A 26530-nucleotide genomic window follows, 5' to 3' on the forward strand; every position below is an offset into this window, starting at 1 on the left:
TGGTGAGAGGGGCGAATCCGGGCCAAGCTGAGGGTCGATTTTGCCGGACCACCCACATGCTTGATTCGACCCGCCGGGATGCGCGGCCGCGCATCGCCCCGGCCGGCCTGATGTTCCTTGCCATCACCTCGATCGGCTGGGGCTTCAATTGGCCGGTGACGAAATTCCTGCTCTCCGAGCTGCCGCCGCTGACGCTGCGCGGGGTGACCGGCGTGCTGGGGGCGGTGCTGTTGGCGGCGCTGGCGGTCATCCGCCGGCAGAGCCTCACGGTGGACCCCGCGATCTGGCCGCGCCTCCTCACCGCCGCCGTGCTCAACGTCACCGGCTGGATGGTGCTGATGGGCCTGGCGCTGCTCTGGCTGCCGGCGAGCGAGGCGGCGCTGATCGCCTATACGATGCCGGTCTGGGCCTCGATCATCGCCTGGCCGGTGCTCGGCGAGCGGCCGACCGTGCCGCGCACACTGGGGCTGGTGATGGCCTTCGTCGGCCTCGCCTCGATCATGGGCGGCAACGGCATCGCCGCCAGCGTCGAGAAGCTGCCTGGCATCATCATGGCGCTGTGCGGCGCGCTGGGCTTTGCCGTCGGCACGGTGTTCTCGAAGAAGTACCCGATCCATCTGCCGCCGATCACGGCCGCGGCCTGGCAGATCGGCATCGGCTGCCTGCCGATCTCGATCATCGGCCTCCTGGTCGAGACCACGCATCTGTCCCAGGTGACGCCGGTCGGCTGGTGGCTCCTGGTCTATTCGACCGTGGTGCAGTTCTGCATCGCCTATGTCAGCTGGTTCGCAGCACTGGCCCGCCTGCCGGCCTCGGTTGCCGCGATCGGCACCATGGCGGTGCCCGTCATCGGCGTCGTCGCCTCCGCGATCGCGCTCGGCGAGCCGCTGGGGGCAGGGCAGATCGCGGCGCTGATCTTCACGCTGGCGGCGGTGGTGCTGGCGACGCGTTAGCCGTCCGGCCGCCGGGGTATCAGTGGTCCTGAGGCTCTTTCTCTCGCCGGCGTTGTCCGGAGCCCGGCGGTTTCAACCGCAGGTCAGCAGGTGCGACAGCAAAGACTTCGAGGGCCTGGTCGTAGCCTTTGATGGTCCGCTGTCCGAGCGATGCCAACGGAACGCTATCCCTTACCCTTCCAGCGATAGTGGGATCAGCCAGGATCTGCGCGTCCTTCGCGAGATTGCAGAGCCGCGACGCCAAATTCACCACGGCTCCCATCGCCGTGTAGTCCAGCCGACCGTTATAACCAACCGTTCCTACCGTTGCCGGTCCCATGGCAACGCCCACACCAAAGCCGATCGCGTGGCCGGCATCGCACCATTTGCCGGCAAGGGACTGCACCGTCATTTGCAGGTCGATCGCGAGTCGGACCGCTTGAGTTGCCGGCTGTTCGCATGCGACCGGGGCATTGACCAGGAGCATGACTCCGTCGCCATCAAAGCCGATGAGCGTTGCCTCGTGACGAGTCGTCACGGCGCCGACGGCCTCGTAGTACTCTCGCATGACGGCCATGATGACATCGGGCTCATTGCGGGTGGAGAACGCCGTGAAGCCGCGTAAGTCGCCAAAAATGACAGCCACTTCGCGTCGCTGCCCTTCGAGCAGCTCATGAGAATGCTCGACCAGTTCGGCGACCTGTGACGGCAGGAACTGCTTCAGCCGTTCGATCCGCGCGGATTTCTGCTGCGAGATCGCCAGTTCAGAAGCCATTTCATTGAAGCGCAACGCCAGTTGCTGCAACTCGTCACCGCTGAAGATTTTGATGCGATGCTCGAATTGTCCAGTTCTGATCCGCTCCACGCCCTCTTCCAGTTGCTTGATCGGGCCGGACATTCTGTGCGCGCGCCAATAGGCGAGCGCCAGCGCGATGAGAACACCAAAGGCAATGAGAATTGACGAGCGCCACAACGCCGCGCGAATTGATGCAAAGGCTTCCGAGACCGGCTGCATCGCGATCACCGTCCATCCCACATCGGCGGCCTGAACGGATAGCGCCACCACCGGGTTGCCTCGGTCCCCGGTTATCACCGCCGCTCCGCTCGCCGCGCCGGCGAGATGCTTGATCCGGCCGAAACTGCCCGAGCTGGCGCGGCCGCGCAGGACCAGACTGATATCGGGATGTGCGATCAGATGACCGGAATCATCGACAACAATGGCGTAGCCGTTCTCGCCAATTCTGATGGCTGCGATGACATCCCAGATCAGCTTCAGATTGACCTCGGCGATCGCAACCCCCGCGGCCGGCAGGCTCCCGGCAACCGCGATCCTCATGTAGGGCTCTGAATCTCGCTGGTACTGAACCGGTCCGTACCAAACCTTGTTGGCGCGTGCGTCCAGAACAGCGGGATCCGTAGACATATCAATGCCGCGCCCGGTCCTGTTCAGATGCAGCCTGGAAACAAAGACCCGTTCGGCACCGGTCTCATCCAGCAGCGAAACCGAAACGATTGCGGGCACCTGCTGGAGGAGGCGCAAGGCATCGATCTTGTGTTGCGCATCGTCTCCGACAGACCAGGGAAGCTGCACCATCCAACCCAGCTGATCTCGGATGCCATCGGTGAACGCCTCGATCCTGTCGGACGCCGCGCGGGCATCGGCCTGCAGCACCGCGCTGATCTGGCGGCGCTGGTCTCGGTAACCGAAAGAAGCCTCGACGGCCGCGCCGAGTATCAGAGGCACGACCGCAGCGACAAACAACGTCGCGAAGTACTTGCAGAACAGCGAGCGACGCGGGGGCATCGTACACGAAGAGGACTGCGCAGCACCGTCCGTCATAACTACTCTCAGGAGATCACCTTGCTGGCGCGAAACAGGATCGACGACACATCCAGGTCGATACCCAGAAGCCTGGCTGTCTTCAGATTGACTGCCAGTTCAAACTTCTCGGGGCGCATCACCGGAAGATCTGACGGATTTTCACCGCGCAGGATGCGATCGGCATAAGTGGCAAGCCGAAAATAGGTCGTGCGCTGGTTTGCGCCGTAACTCAAGAGACCTCCAGCGTCACAATATTCAGACCAGCCAAACATCGAAGGCAGCCGGTGCGCGATTGCAAACTCCGCAATCTTCGCACGATGCACCAGCGTCACGACATCGGGAAACACGAGGAGAGCATCCGCGTCCACCTTGCCGGCAGCCATCAACCCATTCTCGATTTCGCGAGCGCCACAGAACGGAACGTAGGCTGCCTCAATGCCGAGATTCCGGCACGACTCCAAAGTCGCACGCCATTCCAATGGCTCTCCCGGATGATCCGTGTTCGAGAAGACCGCCAGTTTTCGCAGCTTTGGATAAATGTCCTTGAGCAGCTCAACGCGCTTTCCTGCCAGCTCGAGCGACAGGAATGTGCTGCCGGTGAAATTGGTGCCGGGGTGAGCAAGGCTCTTGACCACACCCAAAGCGACGGGGTCACCGCTCAATGCAAACAGCACGGGGATGTCGGTGACCGCAGTCATGATGCGTGTCGCCGGACCGCTCGATACCACAAGGTCGATATCCCCTCGCTGCAACTCGGAGACGATCTTGCGCAGTGCCTGCGGATTTCCAGGGGCATAATGCGTCTCGAAGGTTACGGTCTTGCCCTCGACGTATCCCAGCGCGCGCATTCCCTCGCGAAAGCCGTCCAGGAAGGGATCTGGTTGGGACTCGGTGGAGACCCAGAAGATCCGATGCAGCTTGGCTCCGCCCTGCGCCCGTGCGATCGCAGGCCAGGCCAGTCCGCCACCAATCAACAAGATGAACTCTCGTCTTCTCATGCGAGCACCTGTCGAAGCTGTGCCGTCAATTCCGGCCGCAGACCAAGATCCTAGCTGTGCATCTGATGACTGCGCTCGGTATCGCGCTCCGCAAGCGGACTGTCGCGACACCGACTCCAACATTTGTCGCTGAGAGCATGCTCAGAGATTGGGTTGGTGAGACGATTTGTCCTTGAGGTGCGCTTGAGTTTTGCTTGAGACCGGCCCGATCGAGATCAAAACGGCCTTACTTGGTGCATAGCACGGTGTCTAAACACCTCGGACGCGGATCCAGGCGAGCTACGGCGTCTCAAGAGGACAACCGGAACTCACATCAGGAGCCAGGCCCTCGACCTCTTATATGGTGTGATTGCAGCGCGCCTTCGGCAGTTCACGCCCTAGAGTACTCATCAAGGCAATGTCCGCTCCAGAGGGACGAGCGGAGATCTTCTGATCGGCCGGAGTACTACGGCTTGTGACCCAAGCCGGACGTTAAGCGGCTAGTCTGCGGCTGACTGGGCGAACCGCCCTTCCGTTCCGATGGCCAAGACAGATAAGATGCCCGCGCTCGACCCAGGGGCCGGAAATGACGCGCGTGGTAAAGACGGGCAACAAGGCAGCCAAGGCGAGAGCCCGCAGGAGAAGTTCGCCAAAAGGTCGCAAATCGGCCAAGACCAAGCGCGGGATAGCCCCATCTGTCACTCGTCGCGAGGCAGCTTCGGTTGCCGATCTACAGGCGCAGCTTGAACGTCGGACTGTGGAGCTGGATCAAGCGCTGGAGCAGCAGACCGCGACTTCGGAAGTGCTGCAAGTCATATCCAGTTCGCCTGGTGAGCTTGGGCCCGTGTTCGAGGCCATGCTGGAAAATGCCGTGCGCATCTGCAGCGCCAGTTTTGGGACGCTGCTCCTATACGAAGGCGACAGGTTCCGGCGGGTGGCGCGAATGGCCGCGCAAAACGTGCCGCAATTGTATGCGCCCGACCAGGAAACGCCGCCACACTTCATCGCGCCGTTTGATGGGACGCCTTCGCTGGGGCGCCTCGTCGAGACCAAGGCGCTGGTTCACATTGCCGATATTGCCATCGAGTATCCCGACGATCTGATCTACAAGGTCGCCGCAGCCCGCACCGTTCTGATTGTGCCGATGCTCAAGGAGAGCGAGCTGATCGGCGCCTTTGCCGTCTACCGCAAGGAGGTGCAAGAGTTCAGCGACAAGCAGGTCGAGTTGCTAGAGCATTTTGCAGCACAAGCGGTGATCGCCATCGAGAACACGCGGCTGCTCCGCGAGCTGCGCGAGCGCACTGACGATTTGACTCGTTCCCTCGACGACCTGCGCGCCGCGCAGGACCGCCTGGTGCAGACCGAGAAGCTGGCGTCGCTCGGTCAACTCACCGCCGGCATCGCCCACGAGATCAAGAATCCGCTCAACTTCGTCAACAATTTCTCCGCGCTCTCTGCCGAGCTCATCGACGAGCTGAACGATACGCTGAAAGCCGCTGCTCTGAACGACAAGCTCCGCGAGGAAGTCAACGAACTGACGAAGTTGCTCAAGGAGAATCTGGAAAAGGTCGGGCAGCACGGCAAGCGCGCCGACTCCATCGTCAAGAACATGCTGCTGCATTCCCGCGAGGGGCCGGGTGAGCAGCGGCCCGCCGACATCAATTCGCTGGTGGATGAAAGCCTCAATCTTGCCTACCACGGCGCACGCGCCGAAAAGCCCGGCTTCAGCATCACGCTGCAGCGCGACTTCGATGCGAATGCGGGTGCGGCCGAGCTGTTTCCGCAGGAGATCACGCGCGCGTTGCTTAATCTGATCTCGAACGGTTTCTATGCCGCGACTAGGCGAAAGGCCGAAGCAGCCGACTATACCTTTGAGCCTGTCCTTAGCGCTGCCACCAAGAACCTTGGCAAGACAGTCGAAATCCGGATTCGCGACAATGGTGTCGGCATTTCACCCGAAGTCAGAGAAAAGATTTTCGATCCCTTCTTCACCACTAAACCGGCCGGAGAAGGAACGGGGCTCGGCCTCTCAATGACCCATGACATCATTGTCAAACAACACGGCGGCAGGATCGACGTCGAGACCGAGCCTGGCGCTTTTACTGAGTTTATCATTACCCTGCCGCGCGGCAACGGCACCGCATCCGGCCCGCGGCCGGAATGATTGCTTATGGCCCTTCTCGGACCTCCTGTTATGTCCGCTACTGCGCCGTTGTTTGGGGGATAGGCGGACATCGCGGATTTATGAGTGCACGCGCTAGCTCGCCGTCATCGTCCCGCCGCCCAGCGCCTTCCTGATCATCTCGGCGAGTTGGTTTCTCCGATAGGGCTTGGTCAGCAGCATCACGCCGTCATCTAACTTGCCGTGATGGACGATGGCGTTGTCGGTGTAGCCGGAGGTGTAGAGCACCTTCACACCCGGCCGCAGCTTGGCCACCTCGTCGGCGAGATCGCGTCCGCTCATGCCGCCGGGGATGACGACGTCGGTGAAGAGGAGATCGAACGGCTGGCCGGCCGCGATCAATTCCAGCGCGGATTTGCCGTCGGGCGCGGCAACCGTCTTGTAGCCGAGGCTCTCGAGCTGCGCAGTGACGAAGTTGCGCACGAGATTGTCGTCCTCGACGACGAAGATGGTCTCGGCGCCGCCTTCGGCCTGCGGCGCGGCGGCTGCGACGACGTCCGCCGTGCCTTCGCCCGGCGGCAGATAGAGCTTGATCGTGGTGCCGTGGTTTTCTTCGCTGTAGATCTTGATGTGGCCGCCGGACTGCTTGACGAAGCCGTAGACCATGGAAAGGCCGAGGCCTGATCCCTTGCCGACTTCCTTGGTGGTGAAGAAGGGCTCGAACGCCTTCTGCTGGATGTCGGGCGACATGCCGGTGCCGGTGTCGCTCACCGCGAGCATGACGTAGGGGCCGGCCACCACGTCCACATGGGCCTGCGCATAGGCCTCATCCAGCACGACGCGGTGGGTCTCCAGCAGCAGCTTGCCACCGTTCGGCATGGCGTCGCGCGCGTTGATCGCCATGTTGAGCACGGCATTGGTGAGCCGGGACGGATCGATATGCGCGGTCATCGGCCCCTGTTCCAGCACGGTCTCGATCTGGATCTGCTCGCCGAGGGTGGGCCGCAGAAGTTTCGCGATGTCCGCGATCGCGGCGTTGATCTCGACGTTGCGCGGCTGCAGCGGCTGCCTGCGCGCAAACGCGAGCAGATGCTGGATCAGCTCGGCGCAGCGCTCGGCAGCATCGTCGATCAGCCGCGCCGCGCGCTGGAGCTCGGGCTGCTGCTTCAGGCTCGCCACCAGCGTCTCGGTGTTGCCGGAGATCACGGTCAGCATGTTGTTGAAGTCGTGCGCGACGCCGCCGGTCAGCTTGCCGATCGCGTCGAGCTTCTGCGACTGGTACAGCTGCCGCTCGGTCTCGCGCGACATGGTGGCGTCGTGATAGACCAGCACCGCGCCCGTGATGTCGCCTTGCCCGTCCAGCATCGGCCGGCCGCTGATCATGAGATGGCGGGGAGCATTGCCGCTGTGCGGGCGGACGATCATCTCCAGATCCTCGAACTTCTCGCCGCGCAGCACGCGCACCGAGGGCAGCTCGTCGGCCTTCATCGGCGTGACCCCGTCGCCGTGAAACACATCTGACAGCGCGCGCAGATTGCGCAGGTTCATGCCGGCGCGATGCAGCAGCATGCGCTCCGCGGCCGGATTGGACAGCAGGACGTTGCCCTCGGCGTCGATGACCAGCACCGCCTCCGCCATGCTGTGAAACGTGCTTTGCAGCACGTTGACCGACAGGCGCAGCTCGTCATGCGCGGTCACCAGATGCTCGGTCCGCTCGGCCACCGCCGCTTCGAGGGCGTGCTTGGCGGCTTGTGTTTGCTCGAGCGTGCTCTGCAGCTGCACCGTGGCGCGCTGGCTCTCGCGCATCACCAGCGCCACCAGCAGCAGGATCAGCACGGCGCCGGCGACGTCGATGCCGAGCAGCACGATGCCGGTGCGACGTGAGTCCTGGGAGCGCGCGGTGAGCAGGCGTTCTTCATCCGCGCTCAGATGGTCGAGATTGCCCATCACCGTGTCCATCAGGCCGCGGCCCTCGGCCTTGCTGTTGAGCGCGGCAATGCCGGCCTGGTCATTCGCCGCGCGCAGGCGCATCGCTTCGGCGGCGATCTCGACCCGGCGCAGCGCCAGCGGTTCGGTGTCCTCCAGCAGCGTGACCTGGTCGGGATTGTCGCGCACGCCGCGCTTCAGCTCGGCCAGCGCCGGTGCGATCTGGACCCGCACGCCCTGAAACTCGTCGGCGAGCGTTTGGCTGCGATAGAGTTCATAGCCGCGGGCGGCGCTCTCGGCGCGGCGCAGCAGCACGCGCAGATCGGAGATCTTCTTCTGCACCTGGACGGTGTGGTTGACCCACGCCGCGTCGGACCGCGACTTGACGTCGAGGGCGATCGAGGCCGCGGTGATGATCAGGAGGATGGCAAGTCCAGCACCGAGAATGACGCGCTGCGTTGGGATCAAGGGGCTTCTTTCTTGTCCTTCGGCTGTGCGCTCTCGCCCGGACCGGCGAGGCATTCCCGGATCGTGGTCAGCAGCGCTTCCGGCGTGAACGGCTTGCGCAGGCAGCGCGTTGCCCCGAGCTCCAGCGCCATGCGGAGGAAATCGGGAGAGGGCGAGGCGGATGAGGCGAAGGCATAACCGGACATCGCGATCAGCGGAGTAGCCGGCGCGCGCTCGTGAAAGATGCGGATGGATTCGAAGCCGCGCATATGCGGCATGAAGATATCAACGAGCATCACCTCAAAGGCCTGCGCTTCCAGCGCAGCCAGTCCTGTTTCGCCGCCGTCGGCCAGCGTGACGTCGAAGCCCTGACGTTGGAGGAGGACCTCGATGGTCGCGCCGACCATCGGATCGTCATCAACCACGAGAATACGCGGCATGACACTTCCCAGTAATCGAAGTCCCCACTGTGATTGGTGATATCCGCGAATCGTGCCTCGGGTCAATTTTGGATTGGATCGGGGTAGATATGCACGGTGCGGTGCATAGGCTGCGGCGCGTGTTCCGTGCCTTATCTTGGGCCATGCGTCATCTATGCGTCATGGTTCGCCCGGGAGCGCACGCGGCACGCGAAGTGGGAGCAGCTTCGATGAAAGGTTGAAGCAAAGTCGAGGGGATCGCGAGGCCGAACGCGATCGGCAAGACGACTGGCGAAACTGCAGCGGCTCGCAGAACAGACATGGGCGGCGCCCGGCCATCACCGGCGCCGCCCATGAGGTTTGTTGCATCGTCGATTGTTCAGACCGTCTTACGGGCAGGGATGCCGCTGGCCGTCATAACCGAGATAGGTGCCCGAAGCCGGGTCGTATGACTTGTAGCGCCGCGCGCAATAGGCAGAGTCGCCGCCGCTATCCGGCACCACCGCCACGGTCGGCTCATCATAGTAGCTGTCGCCATAGTAGTAGGGGTCATCGTAATAGCCGCCGCCGTAATAGGCATACGAGCCGAGCCCGCCGATCGCCGCACCGGCCGCGAAGCCCGGCCAGAAGCCGCCGCGACGATGATGATGATGATGCCAGCCTCCGCCGCTCCAGTTGCCGCCGCGGCCTTGCCAGGTGCCGCTGTTGGCGGCTGCAAAGTTACGGCTGACGCCGCCGGTAAAGGACGTGCCGCCGCCCGGACGGACCGCTGGGCCGGCCGCGAAGCTGCCGCCACCTCCCTGCAACGCAGGGCCGCCGCCAACCCGTGCTCCGCCACCGAAGCCGCCGCCACCCATGCGCGCGCCGCCGCCACCACCGAAGTGAGCGCCGCCGCCACCGCCACCGCCGATGTGAGCACCACCACCGCCACCGCCGACGTGGCCGCCACCACCGCCGCCACGGCCACCGCCGCCGGGCCCCTGTGCAAAGCTCGGTGAAGTCATGGGTAGAACGAGCGCCAGCGCTGCGGCGGCACTCAAAACTTTCAGACTTTTCATGATAAAACTCCTTTCCCGGAAGCAAACCCTATGAAAGGGCTGGGGTTCCTGGGATCACGCCGGTTTGCGCGTGAACGGAGCCTCGCTCTCAATGGCTGTACCCCGCATGAACGGATCGCGTCCGATTTGCGGCAGCGTTCATGGCGAGGCCGGCGCATTTGCCGAGGGCACCGCCGCCCCGCCGAACTGGACATTTCGCCGCCCGGATGGCATCAGGACCCGACGAAGCAGGGCCCTTGCCGCATGAAACAATTCTTCCTCAAGTTCTTCACCTGGTGGAACGGCCAGACTTTTGGCACCCAACTCTGGACCAAGCGGTACGGAGAGCTGGTCGGCCAGGACGAGCAGGGCAATCTCTACTATCGCACCCGCGGCGGGGCGGTCGATCCCACGCTCGGCTTCGAGCGACGCTGGGTGGTCTATAACGGCTATGCGGAAGCCAGCCGGATCCCGCCGTCCTGGCACGGCTGGATTCATCACGTTGTCGATGTGCCGCCGACCGAGGCCAACTATCAGCCGCGCGAATGGGAAAAGCCGCACCAGCCGAATCTTACCGGCACGGCAAAGGCCTATCGGCCCTCGGGCTCGACCCTTGCCAGCGGCAGGCGTCCGAAGGCGACCGGCGATTATCAGCCCTGGACGCCTGGCTAGGCTTTCGGTCCTTCCTCGAATCTCGATCGTTCGGTTGGATGCACGCGCATCCGCCTCACCCTGCTGTGGACAACGGGAACAGCGGGGATGCCTTCTGCGTGGGCGTTGCAGCCGCGCAAGCCATGCGGCTCAATGATCCCATCTTACGGAGATGGGAAACCATCGCGTTCGGTTCGGGCAACAGCTCGCGACTGTCCCGAAATGCAGCGGCCGCCGACAAGGACTCGATCGGGAGATAGGCCCCCGGTCTGGAAGGTCCGAAATCGCCCGATGTGAATGTGCAGCCGCCGTAAGACAGGAAAGGCCGCTTGGGAAACCGAGCGGCCTTTTTCTTTGAGGCGCTTCGTCGGCCGGTTTGTGCGCCTCAGTCGTAGCGCACCTTCGGGAAGAAGTCGCCGCGGCCTTCAGGTGTCATGTCGAGCAGGCCCCAGAGCGGATCGACCAGATCACCGGCGCGATGATGCTGCTTCGGCGCGGGCGGCGCGAAACTCATCTCCGAACCCCAGAAGTGCCTGATCTTGCCGTTCGCTCTCTTGAAGACGTTGAAGATCGTCTCGTCCCAATTCTGCCCGTCGGGAACGTGGTGCTGCGCGCGCATACCCTTGGAGAACTTCGAGGTGTCGCCGAAGTAATCCGCGTCAAAGGAGTTGCCGGCTGTGGACAGCAGCGACAGATGCTCCCAACCGCGTTCGTGGGCCCAGGCGGCGAGACGCGCGATCGGCGATTTTGCAACGATGTGAAGCGCGGCACGCTCGCCGACATGCCTTGCGGCGCCGTCGAGCCCGTCAAGCAAATGGGTGCAGCCGGGGCACGGCAGCTCGCGCTCCGGCCCATACATGAAGCTGTACAGGATCAGCGTGTCATGCGGGCCGAACAGCTCCGACATCCTGACCTGTTCCGGCATGCTCGTTTTGCCGATGCGTTCGAAGACGTAATCCTGGGGCACCTCGCCACCGAGCGGCAGCGCGCGACGCCTGGCAGAAACGACCTCAATCTGAGCCCGGAGGGCAATCTCCTCATCCAGCAATGCATTTCGCGCGGCACGATACTCAGTGCTTTCGTTGGGGTAGTGGAGATGCTCCATGATTGCGCTCCGGATGCTGTGAGTTTCGTGCGCATTCAACTCGTCCCCCGAAACCTCGGTTCCGTCGCCGAAAGTGGAACGTCTACACCACCCGCTCCGCCGCGCGCTTCACCGCCTCGAGCCGCCGTGCATGGTTTTGCGCGCCGCGCTCCCGGAGCAAGGTCATCACTTCGGCCGGCGCTGTATCGGGCGAGCCCGAATTGAACGGCGGGGCGGGGTTATATTCCATCTGGAGCTGGATCGCTTCCGCGGTGGTACGATTGACGAGGATCGACACCAGCGTCAGCGCGAAATCGATTCCTGCGGTGACGCCGCCGCCGGTGATGCGGTTGCGGTCGATGCAGACACGCGTCTTGGTCGGCGTGGCGCCAAATTGGCCCAGCATCTCCATCGCGCTCCAATGGGTGGCGGCGCGGTAGCCCTTGAGCAGACCGGCAGCGCCGAGCGCCAGCGATCCCGTGCAGACGGAGGTGACGTATTTTGCGCCCTCGGCCTGCCGGCGCAGGAAGTCGAGCACCTCCTCGTCATTGAGCAGGTCGTCAGTGCCGCGGCCGCCGGGTACGCAGATCACGTCCAGTTGCGGGCAGTCGGCGAATGTCGTGGTCGGCGTCAGCGTCAGCACGGAATCGCTCGGCACCGGCTCGATCCGCTTCCAGATCAAATGCAGCTTTGCGCCGGGCACCATGGCGAACACCTGCAAGGGACCGGTGAAGTCGAGCTGGGTGACGCGCGGGAACACCAAAAGTCCAATCTGGAGCGGTGACGACATCGGCAGATTCTCCAAAGATGAGCTTGACGCGCGAAGATTGGCATGGTGCGGTTGTGTCTGAAATGGCGTAATTCCCTCTATTTCGGACATACCCTATGATCGGCATCCTGATCTTCCCGGACTTCCAGCTGCTCGATGCGGCCGGCCCGATCTCGGTGTTCGAGGTCGCGGCGCGCTGCACTGGCAAGACGCTTGCGCTGCGCGTGCTGGCCGCGAGCGCGGGACTGGTGCGCAGCTCGTCGGGCGTCGAGATGATGGCGCGTGATTTCAAGTCGGCGAATGCGATCACGACGCTGGTGATCGCGGGCGGCGCGGGCGTTGCGGATGCCGCGCGCTGCGAGGTCACGCGCGCCTTCGTGCAGCGGCTGGCGCGGCGCGGCGTGCGGGTCGCAAGCGTCTGCTCGGGCGCCTATGTGCTTGCCGAGGCGGGACTGCTTGACGGCCGCCGCGCCACCACGCATTGGGGACGGACGCGCGATTTCGTCGCGCGCTATCCGAAGGTGAAGTTCGAGCCGGACCAGATCTTCACCCGCGACGGCAATGTCTGGACGTCGGCAGGAATTACGGCGGGCATCGACCTCGCGCTCGCCATGGTCACCGAGGACCATGGCGAGGAGATCGCGCAGCAGGCCGCGCGACAGCTCGTGCTCTACCATCGCCGCAGCGGCGGCCAGTCGCAGTTCTCCTCGCTGCTGGAGCTGAAGACGCCGAACGGCCGCTTCGGCGCGCTGTTGTCCTGGGCGCGCGAAAATCTCGACGCGCCGCTGACGGTGGAGGACCTCGCCGATCGCGCCGGCATGAGCGCACGGCATTTCGCCCGCGCGTTCGCCGCCGAGACCGGCGCGACGCCGTCGAAAGCGATCGAGCGGCTGCGGCTCGAAGTCGCGCGCGAGCGCGTGCAGTCCTCGCGCGAAGCGATCGAGCTGGTCGCAGAGGCGACCGGCTTCGGCGATCCCGAGCGCATGCGCCGCGCCTTCATCCGCGCCTTCGGCCAGCCGCCCCAGGCGCTGCGGCGCGCGGCGCGGGCGGGTTAGGGGATGCTCGTCGCAGCAGAGCTGGAGGTGTTCGCGCGTACCGTCAGGCGCCGCGCGGTCGGCATCAGCATGTAGGGCGCGAGATGGATCGGAAACTGTGTCATCGCGAAATAGAGCCAGGTGGTGGGCGGCAATGCGCCGGCCGTGGCCGCCAGCATCAGGCCGAGATTGCGCTGTGACACCATCAGCCCGAGTGCGAGCGCGCGCTCGGTGCCGATGCGGCGGAATAGCAGCGTGGTGATCGCGAGCAGGGTGAAATAGATCGCGAATGAGAGAGCTGCGAGGCCGAGGGTGAACAGCGGCTGTGCGAGAAGGTCGCTGACGACATCGCCCATGATCGCAGCAGCGAAGATGAAGAGGATGATGATGTTGAGGCCGTCGATCGGCGTCTTGTGACGCTGGATCGCCTCCGCGCCGAAGATCCATCGGATCGCTGTGGCGGCCAGCAGCGATGCTGCGAGGATGCCGAGCAGTTTCAGGCCCAGCGTCAGCGGTGTGACGCTCAGCATGTCGCCGAGGAAGAGGCCGGCGAATAGCGAGGCCGTGAAGGGCACCAGCGCGGTCGAGGTCACCAGCGTGATCAGCACGAGCGTGGCATCGAGACCCATCAGTGCGGCCAGTGCCGGAGAGGCCATCATCGGCGAGGCCATGCTCTGGAGCATCAGCGCGAGCGAAAGCCCGGGCGCGCGAGCCGTAAGTCCGGTTGCGTGGGCGATCAATCCGACGATCAGCGGCACGCCGATCGTGGTCCAGGCCGTGGCGGTTGCAACCAGCGCCGGCCGGCGCAGATGGCTGTAGAGGGCGGCCAGATCGACCCGCATGAAGGAGATGCAGAGCAGGCAGAGGATTGCCTCGGTGAGATAGGGACGCAGCAGCCCGCCGAGCGGTGGCACCGCAGCCGCGATGAACACGACAGCCGCGACTCCGCGTGTGCCCTGGCTGCCGAGCCATGTCAGGACGCGCAGCGGGAAGGTGATGATGGTTTGGAGAAGGACAGGCATCGGTATCGTTGGTGCGTCGGCCTACGCGAACGTCATCCCAATCCCTTCAACCATGCGCCGATCTCGCCGACGGCGACATTGGCCTGCTGCAACAACTTGCCCATCGTGAAGAAGCCATGGAATTGGCCGGGATAGTGCTTGTGCGTGACGGGTACGCCGGCCTGCTTGAGCCGCGCGGCATAATCGTCGCCTTCGTCGCGCAGCGGATCGGCGCCGGCGGTCAGCACATAGGCGGGCGGCAGGCCGGCCAGGTTTTGCGCACGTGCCGGCGAAGCGCGCCAGTCATGGATGTCGGCGGCGCCATTGAGGTAGTGGTCGCGAAACCAGCGGATCACCGAATGCGTCAGCAGCACGCTGGTCTCGGGTTCGCTGTGGGAGCCGTGGGTCATGGCGAAGTCGGTCGCCGGGTAGATCAACACCTGGCCTGCGAGTGCGGGACCGCCAGCCTCGCGCGCGGCGAGCGCGACGACCGCGGTGAGGTTGCCGCCAGCGCTGTCGCCGCCGATCGACAGGCGCGAGGCATCGATGCCGAGCTCGCGCGCGTTCGCGGTGATCCATTGGGTCGCGGCGATGGCGTCCTCAGTCGCCGCGGGAAATTTGTGCTCGGGCGCGAGACGGTAGTCGACCGAGATCACGATCAGCGCGCCCTCGACCGCGAGCTGGCGGCAGACGACGTCGTGGGAGTCGAGATCGCCGATCACCCAGCCGCCGCCATGGAAGAACACCAGCGCCGGCGACAGGCCGTCGTGCCGGCGTGGCTCCTTGGGAACGTAGAGGCGGGTGGGGATCACCCCGTGCGGCGCCGGGATCGATAGCGGCGTGACGCGCGCGAGCTCCGGCGGCTCGGGGTTGGTGGCAAAGCGGGCCTGAGCGTAATAGGCGCGCGCTTGGTCCGCGGTCAGGGTCTCGTAAGCGGGGCGGCCGGCCTCCTGGAAAGCCCTATAGACGGCGGCGGCATCGGGATCGAGCATAACGGGCATGGAACGGCGCACCTCGGGGTTTCCGGTTATCGTTGAATGTGATTTTCGGGGCGATGCCCGCCGCGCGCCCCCAAGGAGGGGCTTTCCGACTATCCCACCCGTCAGCCGCCCTGGCCAGCGGGCGGCGGGCAGGGCAGGGATGCCGCCCTTCCCCCGCCGTATTCCCCGTGTTAACCGGAGGGCCTGCGAGCGGCGGTATCCCCTGTAGAATGTCCAACAAGCCCGATTCGCTGTTGAAGCCGCGCGAGATGTTTCGAACCATTACCCTGACAGGTCTTGCGGCGTTTTTGGCCGCCACCGCACTGACGGTTGCGACGCCGGCTCAGGCGCAGATCGGCACGATTTTTTCCGATCCACCGCCGCTGCGGCCGCCCGGCAACATTCCGCGCGGCCAGCCCCAGCCGCAGCAGATTCCCGATGACGACGAAGAGGTGCCGGAGCTGCCGCCGCAGGGCCGCGTGCTGCCGTCGCGCCCGATGCCTCCACCGCCGGGCCGGCAGGGCAATGTGATGCCGGGGCCGGTCGAGACCCAGCCGCTGGCGCCGCCGCCGGGCTCCACCGTCGCCCCGCCAAACCAGCCGCCGCCTGTGGCGGTCGCGCCGCCGGGCGCCGGCCAGCCGGGTGCGCCGGGTCGCCAGCCGCAGCAGAAGGGCGGGCCGGGTGGCGCCGTGCCGCAGACCCCGGCGAGCCTGCAGCCGGGCGACGAGGTCGTCACCGAGCCGCCGGCCCAGAAGATCGTGAACAAGAAGGCGACCTTCTCGGGGCTCGACAAGATCACCGGGCGCATCATCAATTTCGACGAGGAGATCGGCGAGACCGTCCAGTTCGGCGCGCTCAGGGTCAAGACCGACGCCTGCTACACGCGACCGGCGACCGAGGCCACCAACACCGACGCCTTCGTCGAGGTCGACGAGATCACCTTGCAGGGCGAGGTGAAGCGGATCTTCTCGGGCTGGATGTACGCGGCAAGCCCGGGCCTGCACGGCGTCGAGCATCCGATCTACGACATCTGGCTCACCGACTGCAAAGAGCCGCAGCAGACCATTGCGACCGCAGCGCCGGATCCGGCGACCAAGCCTGCACCTCCGCCGCCGCCCGCGCAGAAGAAGGCCGCGCCGAAGCAGGTGCAGCAGCGTCCGCCGCAGCCTCTGCCGCCGATCCAGCAGCAGCAACCGGCACCGCCGCCGCCTCCGCCGCCGGAGCAGCGACCAGGTCTGTTCGGTATCCCGGGGTTTGGCCGCTAGGCCTGGCTATCGATTATTGCCGCGCGGCGATGATCTCGAGCGCGCGTGCGCCTGGGATCGCCTCACCCGCCGAGAGCTTCAGGAAATCGCCCGGCTCGCCCGCGAGCGCCTTGTCGAGCAGCGCGGTGTAGCGCCGCCGCGAGATCTCGGCCGCACCAAAGCTCTTCAGATGTTCGGTGACATATTGGGTGTCGAGCAGCTCGAAGCCGCCATGGATGAGCCGCGCGACCAGATGCACCAGAGCGACCTTCGAGGCATCGCGCGCGGTGTGGAACATGCTCTCGCCGAAGAAGGCCCGTCCGAGGCTGACGCCGTACAGCCCGCCGACGAGGTCCTCGCCCTGCCAGGCCTCGACGCTATGGCAATGGCCGAGCTCGAACAGGCCGCCATAGAGGTCACGGATGCGCTTGTTGATCCAGGTGTCCTCGCGTCCGGCCTGCGGCGCGGCGCAGCCGGCGATCGTCGCCTTGAACGCGGTGTTGACGGTTACGCGAAACACATCCGAGCGCACGGTGCGCGCGAGCCGCGAGGCGACGCGAAATCCGTCAAGGGGGATGACGCCGCGCAGCTCCGGCTCGACCCAGAACAGGGTCGGATCTTCGGCGCTTTCGGCCATCGGAAAGATGCCGCAGGCATAGGCGCGCAGCAGCACGGCCGGTGTGATTTCAGACGGGGCGGAGTCGCGCGAAGTCATGGTTCGCAACCATAGCAGGATCGCGACGCGGTTGCGATGGGGGTGAGCAGGGCAGCGAGATCAGCTCGCGGCGGCGGTGCTGGTCCTGCCGGGGGCTGCCGGCATGCGCGCGAATTTCAGCACGATCCGGGTTCCGGAATGGGCGGGATCGCGCTCGACCGTGGCGTCGAGCTTCGAGGCCATGGCCGCGACGATGCGCTGGCCCATGCCGGTGGAGCGCGGATCGGCCTTGACGTTGTCACCGACGCCGTTGTCGGTGATCGACAGCAGGACATCCTCGCCCTGCGCGTGCAGCTCGACATGGATCGGGCCGGCGCCGTCGGGATAGGCGTATTTCACCGCGTTCATCACCAGCTCGTTGACGATGATGCCGACGGCGACCGCGCGGTCGGGATCGATCTCGATCGGCTCGGCCTTCAGCGTCAGGCGCGACATCCGGTTGCCTTCGGCGGAGCGGCGGAGATCCTCGAGCAGCGAGTCCAGATACTGGTTCAGGACCACGCTCTTCAGATCCTGCGAGGTGTAGAGGCGGCGGTGCACTTGCGCGACCGCGGCGACGCGGCCCATCGCGTTGGTCAGTGCCGCCTTGACCTCGTCCTGCGCGGCGGAGCTTGCCTGAAGGTGCAGCAACGAGGCGATGATCTGGAGCGAGTTGCCGACGCGGTGGTTGACCTCGCGCAGCAGCAGCTCGCGTTCGGCGGCAAGGGCGGCGTAGCGGTCGCGCGAGGCATGAATCTCGGCCTCGGCTTCCTCGCGCGCCTTCTGCAGTTCGGCCTGGCGTAGCGCGCCCTCGGTTGCGACGTGGAGCAGGGGGATGAAATCGCCCGTGACGTCCTTGACGAGATAGTCGGCCGCGCCGGCCTTCAGTGCGGTCACCGCGATGCTGGAATCCTGCGAGGCCGTGACGAACACCACGGGCGGCGCACCCGGGATCGCCATGATCTGCTCCAGCGTCTCCAGCCCGTCGAGGCCGGGCATGTACTGGTCGAGCGCCACCACGTCGATGCCGCCCTCGACCGCGGCGCGGCGGATGCGCTCCAGGCCTTCCTCGCCGCTCGCGGCATGGACGACCCTGTAGCCGCGCCGCGTCAGGCCGCGATCGACCAGGCGCGCCAGCGCAGTGTCGTCGTCGATGTAGAGCAGTGTTGGCGTGCGCTGGTTCATGGGGCGGCGGGAGGGACCTGGATGACCGAGAAGAACAGGCCGAGCTGCCGGATGGCATTGGCGAAATTCTCGTAGTTGACGGGCTTGGTGATGTAGACGTTGCAGCCGAGCTCGTAGCAACGCTTGATTTCCTGGGAATCGTCGGTGGTGGTCAGCACCACCACGGGCGAAGCCTTCAGATATTTGTTTTCCTTGATCTGCCTCAGGATGTCGATCCCGGTCATGTCGGGCAGGTTGAGGTCGAGCAGGATCAGCAGCGCATTACCCTTCTGCACGAGCCCTGAGCCGTCGGCGCCGAACAAATGCTGCATTGCGTCCGTGCCGTTGGGGAACGAGACGATCTCGTTGTTGACTCCCGAGCGGCGGATGTTGCGCTCGATCAGGCGGGCGTGGCCCTCATCGTCCTCGATCATGATGATGGTGACAGGCTGGGTCATCGATCTCAGTTCCGGTTGCTCACATTCCAGGCGATCGGCAGCGTGATCGTGAAGGTGCTGCCCGCGTCCAGTTCCGACGATACCGACATGGTGCCGCCGAGGCGACGCACAAGTGCACGCACATGCGCAAGACCAATGCCTTGGCCGGGCTGGTCCTGGGTTCCCGCACGGCGGAACAGGTCAAATATCCGCTGATGGTCCTTCGGATCGATGCCGCGGCCATTGTCGCTGATCTCGAAGATAGCGTAGCCGAGCTTGGTGCGCCCGCGGATTCTAATTTCGCCGGGCACCCCGCGCTTCAGGTACTTGATCGCATTGTCGATCAGATTGGAGAAGATCTGCTCGAGTGCGAGCCGGTCGCTGACGATGTCAGGCAGCGGCTCGAGGTGGATCTCGGCCTGCGCCTCGGCCGCCTGGTGCGCCAGTGTCGACACGATGGCCTCGATCAGCTCGCTGGTGTCGATCTTCACCGGCTGGAATTCGCGTCGGCCCTCGCGGGTGAGGTTGAGGATGGCCGAGATCAGCCGGTCCATCTTGGCGATCGACGTCTTGATGAAGCCGAGCGCCTCGGAAAAATCCTCCGAGAGCTGCTTGTCGGCGCCTTCGAGCACGATCTCGCCGGGCGAGCCTGGCGCCAGCGGCGGCCCGCCGGCGGGGACTTGGGTGAGGCTGCCGATGCGGCGGAAGACATCGCCGCTGAGCTCTTCGAGCTCGCTGGTAAAGCCCATGATGTTGACGAGCGGCGAGCGCAGATCGTGGCTGACGATATAGGCAAAGCGCTGGATCTCTGCGTTGGCTTCGCGCAGATCCGCAGTGCGCTCGTCGACGACGGACTCCAGATTGACGTTGGCATCGCGCAGGCGCGCTTCGGCCTCGTCACGAGCGCGGGCCGAGCGCCGCACCAGCCAGGTCGAGATCAGGGCCAGCAGCACGACGAGGCCGGAGCCGATGCCGGTCATCGATGCAGCCAGGGTCTGGCTCCGGTCGGAGTTGGCCGTTCGGACCCGGAACAGCCGCTCCTCCTCGCGGATCATCGCGTTGGCCAAATTGCTGATGGTGGTTGTGGTGTTGCCGGCCGCGGCCTCGCGGATCAGCGCCGTGGCCCGGTCCGGTTGGCCGTCCTTCACGAACTTCATTTCGCGCGAGAACTGGTCGAGTCGGGTCTCGATCGCCGCGCTCAGTTTTTCGATGCTGTCGCGTTGCGCCGGATTGTCGCCGATCTGGCGCGTGAGCTTGTCGAGCGCCGGAATGATCGCTGCGACGGCCTTCTCGTGGTCCGACTGGAAATCCGGTCCCTGCGTCAGCAGAAAGCCGCGGGCGCTGCTCTCGGCGCGGCGGATTTCAAGCAGTAGGGCGTTGATCTGGCTCTCCGCCTCGATCGTGTGAAGCACCCATGTGCTGTCTTCCCTCGCCTTGTTGACGAGATAGACCGAGCCGGCGCTGATCACGGTCAGAATCAAAAGACCCGCCGAAATCAGCAGGATCTGCCAAAATGCGCGCCGTCGATGGGCCTCGGCCGTCACGACGGCCTCGCTCTGTCACGTTCAGCGGAAGTCAAAACGCCCCCTTGGAACTGTCCCCGCGTCGAGAACGCGATGGGGGCCAAAGGGTTCCACGACGAAAGCGGATTATCGCGGAGCGGGTTCCGTCTTGCCGGCCAGATACTGTTCCAGCCAGTGGATGTGATAATCGCCGTTGATGATGTCGTCTTCACGCACCAGCGCGCGGAACAGCGGCAGCGTGGTCTCGATGCCTTCCACGACCATCTCGTCCAGCGCCCGGCGCAGCCGCATCAGGCATTCGGCGCGGGTCTTGCCGTGCACGATCAGCTTGCCGACCAGGGAATCGTAATAGGGCGGGATCGTGTAGCCCTGGTAGACCGCGGAATCGATCCGGACCCCCAGTCCGCCGGGCGGATGGTATTGCAGTATGCGGCCGGGCGAGGGGCGGAAGGTCTGTGGATTCTCGGCGTTGATGCGGCACTCGATCGCATGGCCGATGACCTGGACCTCTTCCTGCCTGGCCGGCAAATCGCCGCCGGCGGCGATGCGGATCTGCTCCAGCACGAGGTCGATGTCGGTGATGCTCTCGGTGACGGGATGCTCGACCTGGATGCGGGTGTTCATCTCGATGAAGTAGAACTCGCCGTCCTCGAACAGGAACTCGATGGTGCCGACGCCGAGATATTTCATCTCGCGCATGGCTTTCGCACAGGTCTCGCCGATCTTGGCGCGCGCGGCGGCGGCAAGGACAGGCGAGGGGCCCTCTTCCCAGACCTTCTGGTGGCGGCGTTGCAGCGAACAGTCGCGTTCGCCGAGATGGATCGCGCCGCCGCGGCCGTCGCCGAGAATCTGGATCTCGATGTGACGCGGCTTCTGGAGGTATTTTTCCAGATAGACCGAGGCATCGCCGAAGGCCGATTTGGCCTCGTTGGCCGCCGTCGACAGCGCCACCTGCAGGTCGGCCTCGCTGTGCGCCACCTTCATGCCGCGGCCGCCGCCGCCGGCCGCCGCCTTCACCAGCACCGGAAAGCCGATCTTCCTGGCGATCGCCAGCGCGTCGTCATCGGGACCGACCGCGCCGTCGGAGCCGGGCACCACGGGGATGCCGAGTCGCTTGGCGGTCTTCTTCGCCTCGATCTTGTCGCCCATCAGGCGGATGTGCTCGGCCTTGGGGCCGATGAAATGCAGATTGTGCTCGGCGAGGATCTCCGCAAAGCGGGCATTCTCGGACAAGAAGCCATAACCGGGATGCACGGCATCGGCGCCGGTGATCTCGCAGGCCGCGAGCAGCGCGGGCACGTTGAGGTAGCTGTCCTTGGATGCCGGCGGTCCGATGCAGACGCTCTCGTCCGACAGGCGCACATGCATGGCATCGGCGTCGGCGGTGGAGTGCACGGCGACGGTCGCGATGCCGAGCTCCTTGCAGGCCCTGAGGATGCGAAGGGCGATCTCGCCGCGATTGGCTATGAGGATCTTGTCGAACATGGTGTCCTGTCGCGAATGGCGAGTGGCGAATGGCGAGTAGGGAAGGGGTGGACCATTCGCTATTCGCTATTCCCCATTCGCTTACTCAATAATCACCAGCGGCTCGCCGTACTCGACCGGCTGGCCGTCCTCGACCAGGATCTGCGTCACCGTGCCGGCGCGCGGCGAGGGGATCTGGTTCATGGTCTTCATGGCTTCGATGATCAGCAGGGTCTGTCCAACCGAGACCTTGCTGCCGACCTCGATGAACGGCTTGGCGCCGGGCTCCGGTGCCCAATAGGCGGTGCCGACCATCGGCGAGCTGACCGCGCCAGGATGCTTCGACAGGTCGGGTCCGGCGGCGACAGGCGCGGCGGAGGCGACCGGCAGGGCGGCGGGAGCGGCTGCCATCTGCATCGGCATGGTCGCAGCAACGCTGACGTTGCGGGCGACGCGCAGGCGCAGGCCCGCACGTTCGATCTCGATCTCGGTGAGACTGGTCTCATCGAGCAGCAAAGCGAGCTCGCGGACGAGCGCGGAATCCTCGCTGGAAAACTTTGCGGCTGCTTTGTCGTCTGGCTGGCGCGCCATGTTGTTTGATCCGAATGTTCTGTTTGATGAGGGGGCTTCAGGCTTTGGGCTTGATGGCAAGCTTGGCGGCAAGGCCCTGGATGGCGAGGCGGTAGCCCTCGATGCCGAAACCGCAGAGCGAGGCGAAAGCGGCGCGTGCGGTGTAGGAGTGGTGACGAAAGCTCTCGCGGGCGTGGATGTTGGTCACATGCACTTCGACCGTCGGGATCTGCACCGCGAGCAGCGCGTCGTGCAGCGCGATCGAGGTGTGCGAATAGCCGCCGGCATTGACGATGATGCCCTTCATCTTGCGCGCATGCGCCTCGTGGATGAAGTCGATCAACTCGCCCTCGCGGTTGGACTGCCGGCAATCGGCCTTGAGGCCGAACGTTGCCGCGGTCTCCCGGCACAGTGCCTCGACGTCGGCCAGCGTGGCGTGGCCGTACTTCTCGGGCTCGCGCGTTCCCAACATGTTGAGGTTCGGCCCGTTCAGGACGAGGATCGTATCGGTTGCAGGTTCTGCCATTCCAATCCCGGGAAGAGGTGCTCGGCGTGGCGGGGTTATAGGTAACAAAGCGGCCTAGGGGAAGCCTTGAAGGGCCTCCCAGGGGCCTTCAAGTACCTCATCCCCGGTGCAAAAACCTGTGCGGAAGCTACGGAAATCGCTTGTTAACCAGTTCTAATCGTGGCTGTCCGAGGGAGGCTCGCAGGGGAGGGCGACGCATAGGCCAAAGGCCCCTGCCGATCTCTCGGCAAGGGCCCATTTGGGTATCAGCGAAGCAGCTTAGCCTTCGATGATGTAGACGATCTCGCGCGTCTGCGGACGGACGATCACGTACTGACCGCGGACGAAGATCACCTCATAGCCACGCCACTCCGGGTAGATCTCCACGATCCGGGGCGGAAGCGGATGGACTCTGACGGAGGCCGGGATCGCGGTGCCGACCGAGATGTTGAAGTTGACGTTCGTCGTCTCTTCGATCTTGGTCGACTTGATCGCCGTCGAGATTTCAGACCGCTTTTCGGCCGGCGGCGCCGAAGCCGTCGCGGAGGCGGTGCCGGTCGTGGTCTGGGACTTGTCGGTCGTAGCCGCATTGTTGGTCTTGGCAGCGCCGCCCGCCTTGTTCTCCTCAGCCTTCATGTCCTTGGCAGACTTGGCGGGGTCCGACTTTGTCGTCGAGTCCGAGCTCATGCTCTTCGACTTGTCCTGCTGGGACTTGTCCTGCGCACGTTCGTCGGTGCGCTGGCCCTTGGTGGCGCCGGCCTTGTCCTCGGCCGCGTTCTTGTTCATCGCGCCGCCCGGGGAGCGCTCGTCCTTCATCGCGCCGGATTTGTCTTCGGAAGCCCGATCGGACTTCATGGTGCCAGCGCCACCGGCCTGGCCGACGGTGCCCTTGTCATGGCTCATGGAATCGCGGCCGGTCGCGCCGCGCTCCGCGGCGCCGCCGGAAGGCTGCGAATGCTGCATCTGCGCGCCACCGGCGCCGCCGCCGCTGTCACGGCCCATGGTGTTCTGTGCGTTCGCCAGACCGGCGCCGGCGACGAGCGCGAGCGTGGCAACCGAAATCATAAAGCGGTTCAACATCGAATTCTCCTCACGTGTTTCTTTGCGTCATTGCCCGCGCCGACAACGAAAGGAGATTTGAGTTGTTCCGGAACTTCGCCTGTTCCGCGGCATTTGTTTGTTGAATGCCAGATGAATGATTTTGCACGAAGACGCCAACGTTCGGCGCAAGAAAAAGGCCGGCTTGTCAGCCGGCCTTTTCGGGTTTTCAGGATCGTAAAACGTATGATCAGCAGGTTGCCTTGCCGCAGCGGGCAATGCCGATCTTTTCCTTGAGGCTTTCGACGCCGACCGCGCCGATCACGATCTGCTTGCCGATGACATAGCTCGGCGTGCCGTTCATGCCCATCGCTTCGGCGAGCTTGAAGTTCTCCTCGATGGTGGCGCGCACCTCGGGGCTGGCGATGTCCTTCTCGATCTTTGCGGTGTCGAGGCCGGCTTCCTTGGCCGCTTGAAGCGCGCGCGCCTTGTCGGCCGCGCCACGGCCGCCGAGCAGCTTCTGGTGGAAGTCGAGATATTTCTTGCCCGAGGGATCCTGCATGCGCACGGCGACCGCGACCTGCGCAGCCTCCACCGAGCCCTGGCTCAGCACCGGAAATTCCTTCAGCACCACCTTCAGCTTCGGATCCGCCTTCATGATGGTGAGCATGTCGTCCATCGCGCGCTTGCAGTAGCCGCAATTGTAATCGAAGAACTCGACGAAGGTGACGTCGCCGTCCTTGTTGCCGAGCACGACCTGGCGCGGCGAGTTGAAGATCGCGTCCGCATTCTGCGCGATGCTGGCCTCGTGCTTCTGCGTCTCGGCCGCGGCCTGCCGCTTGCTGAGCTCGGCCATCGCCTCCTCGAGCACCTCGGGATGGCTGATGAGATAGTTCTTGATGATCTTCTCGATGTCGGTGCGCTGGGTGTCGGAGAAACTGTCGGCCGACGCGGGCACGGCTGCGCCGAACAGGGCGAGCGCAAACAACGCGGGAGCAAGCAGGCGCAGCGAAGGCATAGGTAAATCCTCTTATCCAAAGCAGGTTTCGGAATAAGTCCCGGCGGACTTAAGCTCGGTGTCGTGACGTCGTGGTATCGGGCGTCGTTCGAGTTACGTCAGTTGCGCGGCGGCTTCGCCGCCACGATGTCGTCGGCCTTGACCCATCCGGGTGTGCCGACGGCGAAACGGGTTTTCGCGCGCGTGGCGAGCTCGCGGGCGGTCTTGTTGTCGCCGCGCAGGTAAGCGGCTTGCGCCGAGGCGAGATCCGCTTCGGCATAGTCGCCCTTCCGGCCATAGGCCATCGCGAGCTGGGTATAGCCGAGCACCGCTTCCGGTTCTCGCGCCACCGCGGCGCGGAGAATCCGAACGGCGTCGTCGGTGTAGGCCTTATTATCGGTTCCAACCAGAGCTTGCCCAAGTAACATCTCGATGAGGGGCGCGTTGTTGGAAAGCTGCGCGGCCTTGCGCAGCGGAGCGACCGCATCGGCCGGCTTGCCGCTCTCCAACAGGGCCTGGCCGCGCACCTCGTAAAAGTACGGGTTGTTGGGCTGCACCTGGATCAGCGCGTCGATCTGGGCCAGCGCGCTGCGCAGATCGCCGTGCAGATAGGTGCTGATGGCGCGGGCATAGCGCGCCGGCATGCTGTCGTTGGTCTGGGGATAGCGTCGGTACACCGTCTCGGGCCGCTCCATGAACGCGGAGATCTTGGCGCGCACCATGTCGTGGCGGAGCTGGAGCGCGGGATCGTCCTTCTTGTTCCAGTAGGGGCTGGAGCTGGCGAATTCCTGAAGCGCGGCGACGCGCTCGGCCGGCATTGGATGCGACTGGAGATAGGGATCGGCGCCGCGCGCGGCGAACAGGCTCTCACTGGTGAAGCGCTTGAAGGTCTCGTACATGCCTTTCGGCGATTGCTGGGTCGCGGTCAGGAATTTCACGCCGGCGCGGTCGGCGTTCTCCTCCTGCTGGCGCTGGTAGGACAGCAGCGTCCGGCGGATCACCTCCTGCGGAGCGGAGATCGCGGCGGCGCCGGCATTGGCCAGCCCGTTGTTGCCTGCGCTGCTGCGCTGGGTGCTGCCCGCGGCGATCGCGCCGGCGCCGAGCAGCATCGCAATGATCATCTGGGTCTGGGCGGCGGCGAGCTGCTCGCGCAGCTTGGACAGATGGCCGCCGGCCAGATGCCCGGTCTCGTGCGCGAGCACGCCGATGATCTGGTTCGGCGTTTCCGATTGAAGGATCGCGCCGTAATTGACGAAGATGCGGCGGCCGTCGGCGACGAACGCGTTGAACGAGCTGTCGTTCAGGATCACCATCTGGATGTTCTGCTTCTCCAGACCCGCGGCGCGCAGGATCGGGCGCGTATATTCGCGCAGCAGCTGCTCGGTCTCGGTGTCGCGCAGGACAGGCGGCCCCTTTTGCTGCGCCCGCGCCGCCGGGAGCGGCAGCAGCGCGATCGCCGCAGCCGTGACGAGGGCGGTGAGGGCGGTGGCCTTCTTGCGCAATGCGATCTGAAGCAACATCAAACGGTCTGGAGAGCAGTTTCGTGATTGGTTTTGGCGATTGGCGGCGGACCGGATACGCGATATGCCCTTATGAGCCTTACCCCTTATGAGCCGTACAATGCGGCCAGTCTGGGGCGCAAGCGCCCCGTTTCCCGGACCGGACGCACCGGCCCGCCAGCGAAATAGCAGAA

The 26530-nt window shown here is 64.8% G+C and carries 24 protein-coding genes; 5 read left to right on the plus strand and 19 right to left on the minus strand.

Translation table 11 applies throughout. The features are described from left to right. Nucleotides 1-56 precede the first annotated feature (56 nt). Nucleotides 57-953 (plus strand): DMT family transporter, encoded by an 897-nt coding sequence (locus tag GGD65_RS00615; RefSeq protein ID WP_183234139.1) that lies wholly within the window; start codon nt 57-59, stop codon nt 951-953. A 19-nt stretch (nt 954-972) separates the two neighbouring features. Here GGD65_RS00615 and GGD65_RS00620 read toward each other — a convergent pair whose 3' ends face one another. Both GGD65_RS00620 and GGD65_RS00625 read right to left on the minus strand, forming a co-directional pair. Continuing rightward, on the minus strand, nt 973-2772 hold the full coding sequence (locus GGD65_RS00620) for an adenylate/guanylate cyclase domain-containing protein (protein WP_183234140.1): 1800 nt from the start codon (nt 2770-2772) through the stop codon (nt 973-975). 8 nt (nt 2773-2780) lie between these two features. Further along, nucleotides 2781-3731: an ABC transporter substrate-binding protein gene (locus tag GGD65_RS00625; RefSeq protein WP_246783175.1), complete on the minus strand. Its 951-nt coding sequence runs from the start codon at nt 3729-3731 to the stop codon at nt 2781-2783. 586 nt (nt 3732-4317) lie between these two features. On the opposite strand from GGD65_RS00625, the gene GGD65_RS00630 reads away from it, so the two are divergent. Next, entirely contained in the window at nt 4318-5895 is a 1578-nt protein-coding gene (locus GGD65_RS00630) for a sensor histidine kinase (protein ID WP_183234142.1), read from the plus strand. 93 nt (nt 5896-5988) lie between these two features. On the opposite strand, the gene GGD65_RS00635 is transcribed toward GGD65_RS00630, so the two are convergent. From GGD65_RS00635 to GGD65_RS00645, 3 genes are all read right to left on the minus strand, one after another. Continuing rightward, nucleotides 5989-8247 carry a CHASE3 domain-containing protein gene (locus tag GGD65_RS00635; protein WP_183234143.1) on the minus strand — a complete coding sequence of 753 codons (2259 nt, stop codon included), beginning with the start codon at nt 8245-8247 and terminating at the stop codon, nt 5989-5991. Continuing rightward, nucleotides 8244-8666, minus strand: coding sequence for a response regulator (locus GGD65_RS00640; protein WP_018322990.1), 423 nt, complete (start codon nt 8664-8666; stop codon nt 8244-8246). The genes GGD65_RS00635 and GGD65_RS00640 overlap by 4 nt, the downstream gene beginning before the upstream one ends. Before the next feature lie 368 nt (nt 8667-9034). After that, on the minus strand, nt 9035-9703 hold the full coding sequence (locus GGD65_RS00645; RefSeq protein WP_018322991.1) for a BA14K family protein: 669 nt from the start codon (nt 9701-9703) through the stop codon (nt 9035-9037). A gap of 243 nt (nt 9704-9946) precedes the next feature. On the opposite strand from GGD65_RS00645, the gene GGD65_RS00650 reads away from it, so the two are divergent. Beyond that, nucleotides 9947-10354 (plus strand): NADH:ubiquinone oxidoreductase subunit NDUFA12, encoded by a 408-nt coding sequence (locus tag GGD65_RS00650; RefSeq protein ID WP_018322992.1) that lies wholly within the window; start codon nt 9947-9949, stop codon nt 10352-10354. 364 nt (nt 10355-10718) lie between these two features. Here GGD65_RS00650 and GGD65_RS00655 read toward each other — a convergent pair whose 3' ends face one another. Beyond that, the gene (locus tag GGD65_RS00655) at nt 10719-11438 is read right to left on the minus strand and encodes a DUF899 family protein (protein ID WP_183234144.1); all 720 of its coding nucleotides are present in this window, start codon (nt 11436-11438) and stop codon (nt 10719-10721) included. An 82-nt stretch (nt 11439-11520) separates the two neighbouring features. Next, complete coding sequence (locus tag GGD65_RS00660; protein WP_183234145.1) at nt 11521-12207, minus strand: DJ-1/PfpI family protein; 687 nt, start codon at nt 12205-12207, stop codon at nt 11521-11523. A gap of 95 nt (nt 12208-12302) precedes the next feature. On the opposite strand from GGD65_RS00660, the gene GGD65_RS00665 reads away from it, so the two are divergent. Continuing rightward, entirely contained in the window at nt 12303-13241 is a 939-nt protein-coding gene (locus tag GGD65_RS00665; RefSeq protein WP_183234146.1) for a GlxA family transcriptional regulator, read from the plus strand. Here GGD65_RS00665 and GGD65_RS00670 read toward each other — a convergent pair. Together GGD65_RS00670 and GGD65_RS00675 are read right to left on the minus strand one after the other, a co-directional pair. Then, on the minus strand, nt 13238-14242 hold the full coding sequence (locus GGD65_RS00670; protein ID WP_183234147.1) for a Na+-dependent transporter: 1005 nt from the start codon (nt 14240-14242) through the stop codon (nt 13238-13240). The genes GGD65_RS00665 and GGD65_RS00670 overlap by 4 nt on opposite strands. Nucleotides 14243-14274: 32 nt before the next feature. After that, nucleotides 14275-15222: an alpha/beta hydrolase gene (locus GGD65_RS00675; protein ID WP_183234148.1), complete on the minus strand. Its 948-nt coding sequence runs from the start codon at nt 15220-15222 to the stop codon at nt 14275-14277. 209 nt (nt 15223-15431) lie between these two features. Here GGD65_RS00675 and GGD65_RS00680 point away from each other — a divergent pair, with 209 nt between their 5' ends. Then, entirely contained in the window at nt 15432-16466 is a 1035-nt protein-coding gene (locus GGD65_RS00680) for a DUF2155 domain-containing protein (protein WP_026202859.1), read from the plus strand. Between the two features lie 13 nt (nt 16467-16479). Here GGD65_RS00680 and aat read toward each other — a convergent pair whose 3' ends face one another. The 10 genes from aat to GGD65_RS00730 all read right to left on the minus strand — a co-directional run bounded on the left by aat (nt 16480) and on the right by GGD65_RS00730 (nt 26357). Further along, nucleotides 16480-17160 (minus strand): leucyl/phenylalanyl-tRNA--protein transferase, encoded by a 681-nt coding sequence (gene aat, locus GGD65_RS00685; RefSeq protein ID WP_018322999.1) that lies wholly within the window; start codon nt 17158-17160, stop codon nt 16480-16482. 60 nt (nt 17161-17220) lie between these two features. Next, nucleotides 17221-18324 (minus strand): sensor histidine kinase, encoded by a 1104-nt coding sequence (locus tag GGD65_RS00690; RefSeq protein ID WP_183234149.1) that lies wholly within the window; start codon nt 18322-18324, stop codon nt 17221-17223. Beyond that, a complete protein-coding gene (locus GGD65_RS00695) occupies nt 18321-18761 on the minus strand; it encodes a response regulator (protein ID WP_018323001.1) in 441 nt (146 codons plus the stop codon). The genes GGD65_RS00690 and GGD65_RS00695 overlap by 4 nt, the downstream gene beginning before the upstream one ends. A gap of 5 nt (nt 18762-18766) precedes the next feature. Beyond that, nucleotides 18767-20284 (minus strand): CHASE3 domain-containing protein, encoded by a 1518-nt coding sequence (locus GGD65_RS00700; protein ID WP_183234150.1) that lies wholly within the window; start codon nt 20282-20284, stop codon nt 18767-18769. Between the two features lie 105 nt (nt 20285-20389). Then, nucleotides 20390-21748 carry an acetyl-CoA carboxylase biotin carboxylase subunit gene (accC, locus tag GGD65_RS00705; RefSeq protein ID WP_018323002.1) on the minus strand — a complete coding sequence of 453 codons (1359 nt, stop codon included), beginning with the start codon at nt 21746-21748 and terminating at the stop codon, nt 20390-20392. Nucleotides 21749-21829: 81 nt separating this feature from the next. Then, nucleotides 21830-22318, minus strand: a complete 489-nt coding sequence (gene accB / locus GGD65_RS00710; protein ID WP_018323003.1) for an acetyl-CoA carboxylase biotin carboxyl carrier protein — start codon at nt 22316-22318, stop codon at nt 21830-21832. Nucleotides 22319-22355: 37 nt separating this feature from the next. Continuing rightward, the gene (gene aroQ, locus GGD65_RS00715; protein ID WP_092262044.1) at nt 22356-22823 is read right to left on the minus strand and encodes a type II 3-dehydroquinate dehydratase; all 468 of its coding nucleotides are present in this window, start codon (nt 22821-22823) and stop codon (nt 22356-22358) included. A 258-nt stretch (nt 22824-23081) separates the two neighbouring features. Then, nucleotides 23082-23882 (minus strand): DUF1236 domain-containing protein, encoded by an 801-nt coding sequence (locus tag GGD65_RS00720; RefSeq protein WP_183234151.1) that lies wholly within the window; start codon nt 23880-23882, stop codon nt 23082-23084. Between the two features lie 208 nt (nt 23883-24090). Then, a complete protein-coding gene (locus tag GGD65_RS00725; protein ID WP_179730596.1) occupies nt 24091-24858 on the minus strand; it encodes a DsbA family protein in 768 nt (255 codons plus the stop codon). Between the two features lie 98 nt (nt 24859-24956). Continuing rightward, entirely contained in the window at nt 24957-26357 is a 1401-nt protein-coding gene (locus tag GGD65_RS00730) for a M48 family metalloprotease (protein WP_179730595.1), read from the minus strand. Nucleotides 26358-26530: the final 173 nt, after the last annotated feature.

The organism is Bradyrhizobium sp. CIR18 (assembly GCF_014198295.1).
Lineage (GTDB): Bacteria > Pseudomonadota > Alphaproteobacteria > Rhizobiales > Xanthobacteraceae > Bradyrhizobium.

What these genes read in the sequence shown, in the direction of transcription:
- GGD65_RS00640 (WP_018322990.1), bottom strand. Translation starts at nt 8,666, where the DNA reads ATGCCGCGTATTCTCGTGGTTGATGACGATCCGATGGTCGGCGCGACC.
- aat (WP_018322999.1), bottom strand. Translation starts at nt 17,160, where the DNA reads ATGACTTCGCGCGACTCCGCCCCGTCTGAAATCACACCGGCCGTGCTG.
- GGD65_RS00730 (WP_179730595.1), bottom strand. Translation starts at nt 26,357, where the DNA reads ATGTTGCTTCAGATCGCATTGCGCAAGAAGGCCACCGCCCTCACCGCC.
- GGD65_RS00695 (WP_018323001.1), bottom strand. Translation starts at nt 18,761, where the DNA reads ATGACCCAGCCTGTCACCATCATCATGATCGAGGACGATGAGGGCCAC.
- GGD65_RS00655 (WP_183234144.1), bottom strand. Translation starts at nt 11,438, where the DNA reads ATGGAGCATCTCCACTACCCCAACGAAAGCACTGAGTATCGTGCCGCG.
- accC (WP_018323002.1), bottom strand. Translation starts at nt 21,748, where the DNA reads ATGTTCGACAAGATCCTCATAGCCAATCGCGGCGAGATCGCCCTTCGC.
- GGD65_RS00650 (WP_018322992.1), top strand. Translation starts at nt 9,947, where the DNA reads ATGAAACAATTCTTCCTCAAGTTCTTCACCTGGTGGAACGGCCAGACT.
- GGD65_RS00665 (WP_183234146.1), top strand. Translation starts at nt 12,303, where the DNA reads ATGATCGGCATCCTGATCTTCCCGGACTTCCAGCTGCTCGATGCGGCC.
- GGD65_RS00615 (WP_183234139.1), top strand. Translation starts at nt 57, where the DNA reads ATGCTTGATTCGACCCGCCGGGATGCGCGGCCGCGCATCGCCCCGGCC.
- GGD65_RS00670 (WP_183234147.1), bottom strand. Translation starts at nt 14,242, where the DNA reads ATGCCTGTCCTTCTCCAAACCATCATCACCTTCCCGCTGCGCGTCCTG.
- accB (WP_018323003.1), bottom strand. Translation starts at nt 22,318, where the DNA reads ATGGCGCGCCAGCCAGACGACAAAGCAGCCGCAAAGTTTTCCAGCGAG.
- GGD65_RS00680 (WP_026202859.1), top strand. Translation starts at nt 15,432, where the DNA reads ATGTCCAACAAGCCCGATTCGCTGTTGAAGCCGCGCGAGATGTTTCGA.
- GGD65_RS00630 (WP_183234142.1), top strand. Translation starts at nt 4,318, where the DNA reads ATGACGCGCGTGGTAAAGACGGGCAACAAGGCAGCCAAGGCGAGAGCC.
- aroQ (WP_092262044.1), bottom strand. Translation starts at nt 22,823, where the DNA reads ATGGCAGAACCTGCAACCGATACGATCCTCGTCCTGAACGGGCCGAAC.
- GGD65_RS00645 (WP_018322991.1), bottom strand. Translation starts at nt 9,703, where the DNA reads ATGAAAAGTCTGAAAGTTTTGAGTGCCGCCGCAGCGCTGGCGCTCGTT.
- GGD65_RS00675 (WP_183234148.1), bottom strand. Translation starts at nt 15,222, where the DNA reads ATGCCCGTTATGCTCGATCCCGATGCCGCCGCCGTCTATAGGGCTTTC.
- GGD65_RS00690 (WP_183234149.1), bottom strand. Translation starts at nt 18,324, where the DNA reads ATGAACCAGCGCACGCCAACACTGCTCTACATCGACGACGACACTGCG.
- GGD65_RS00620 (WP_183234140.1), bottom strand. Translation starts at nt 2,772, where the DNA reads ATGACGGACGGTGCTGCGCAGTCCTCTTCGTGTACGATGCCCCCGCGT.
- GGD65_RS00720 (WP_183234151.1), bottom strand. Translation starts at nt 23,882, where the DNA reads ATGTTGAACCGCTTTATGATTTCGGTTGCCACGCTCGCGCTCGTCGCC.
- GGD65_RS00725 (WP_179730596.1), bottom strand. Translation starts at nt 24,858, where the DNA reads ATGCCTTCGCTGCGCCTGCTTGCTCCCGCGTTGTTTGCGCTCGCCCTG.
- GGD65_RS00660 (WP_183234145.1), bottom strand. Translation starts at nt 12,207, where the DNA reads ATGTCGTCACCGCTCCAGATTGGACTTTTGGTGTTCCCGCGCGTCACC.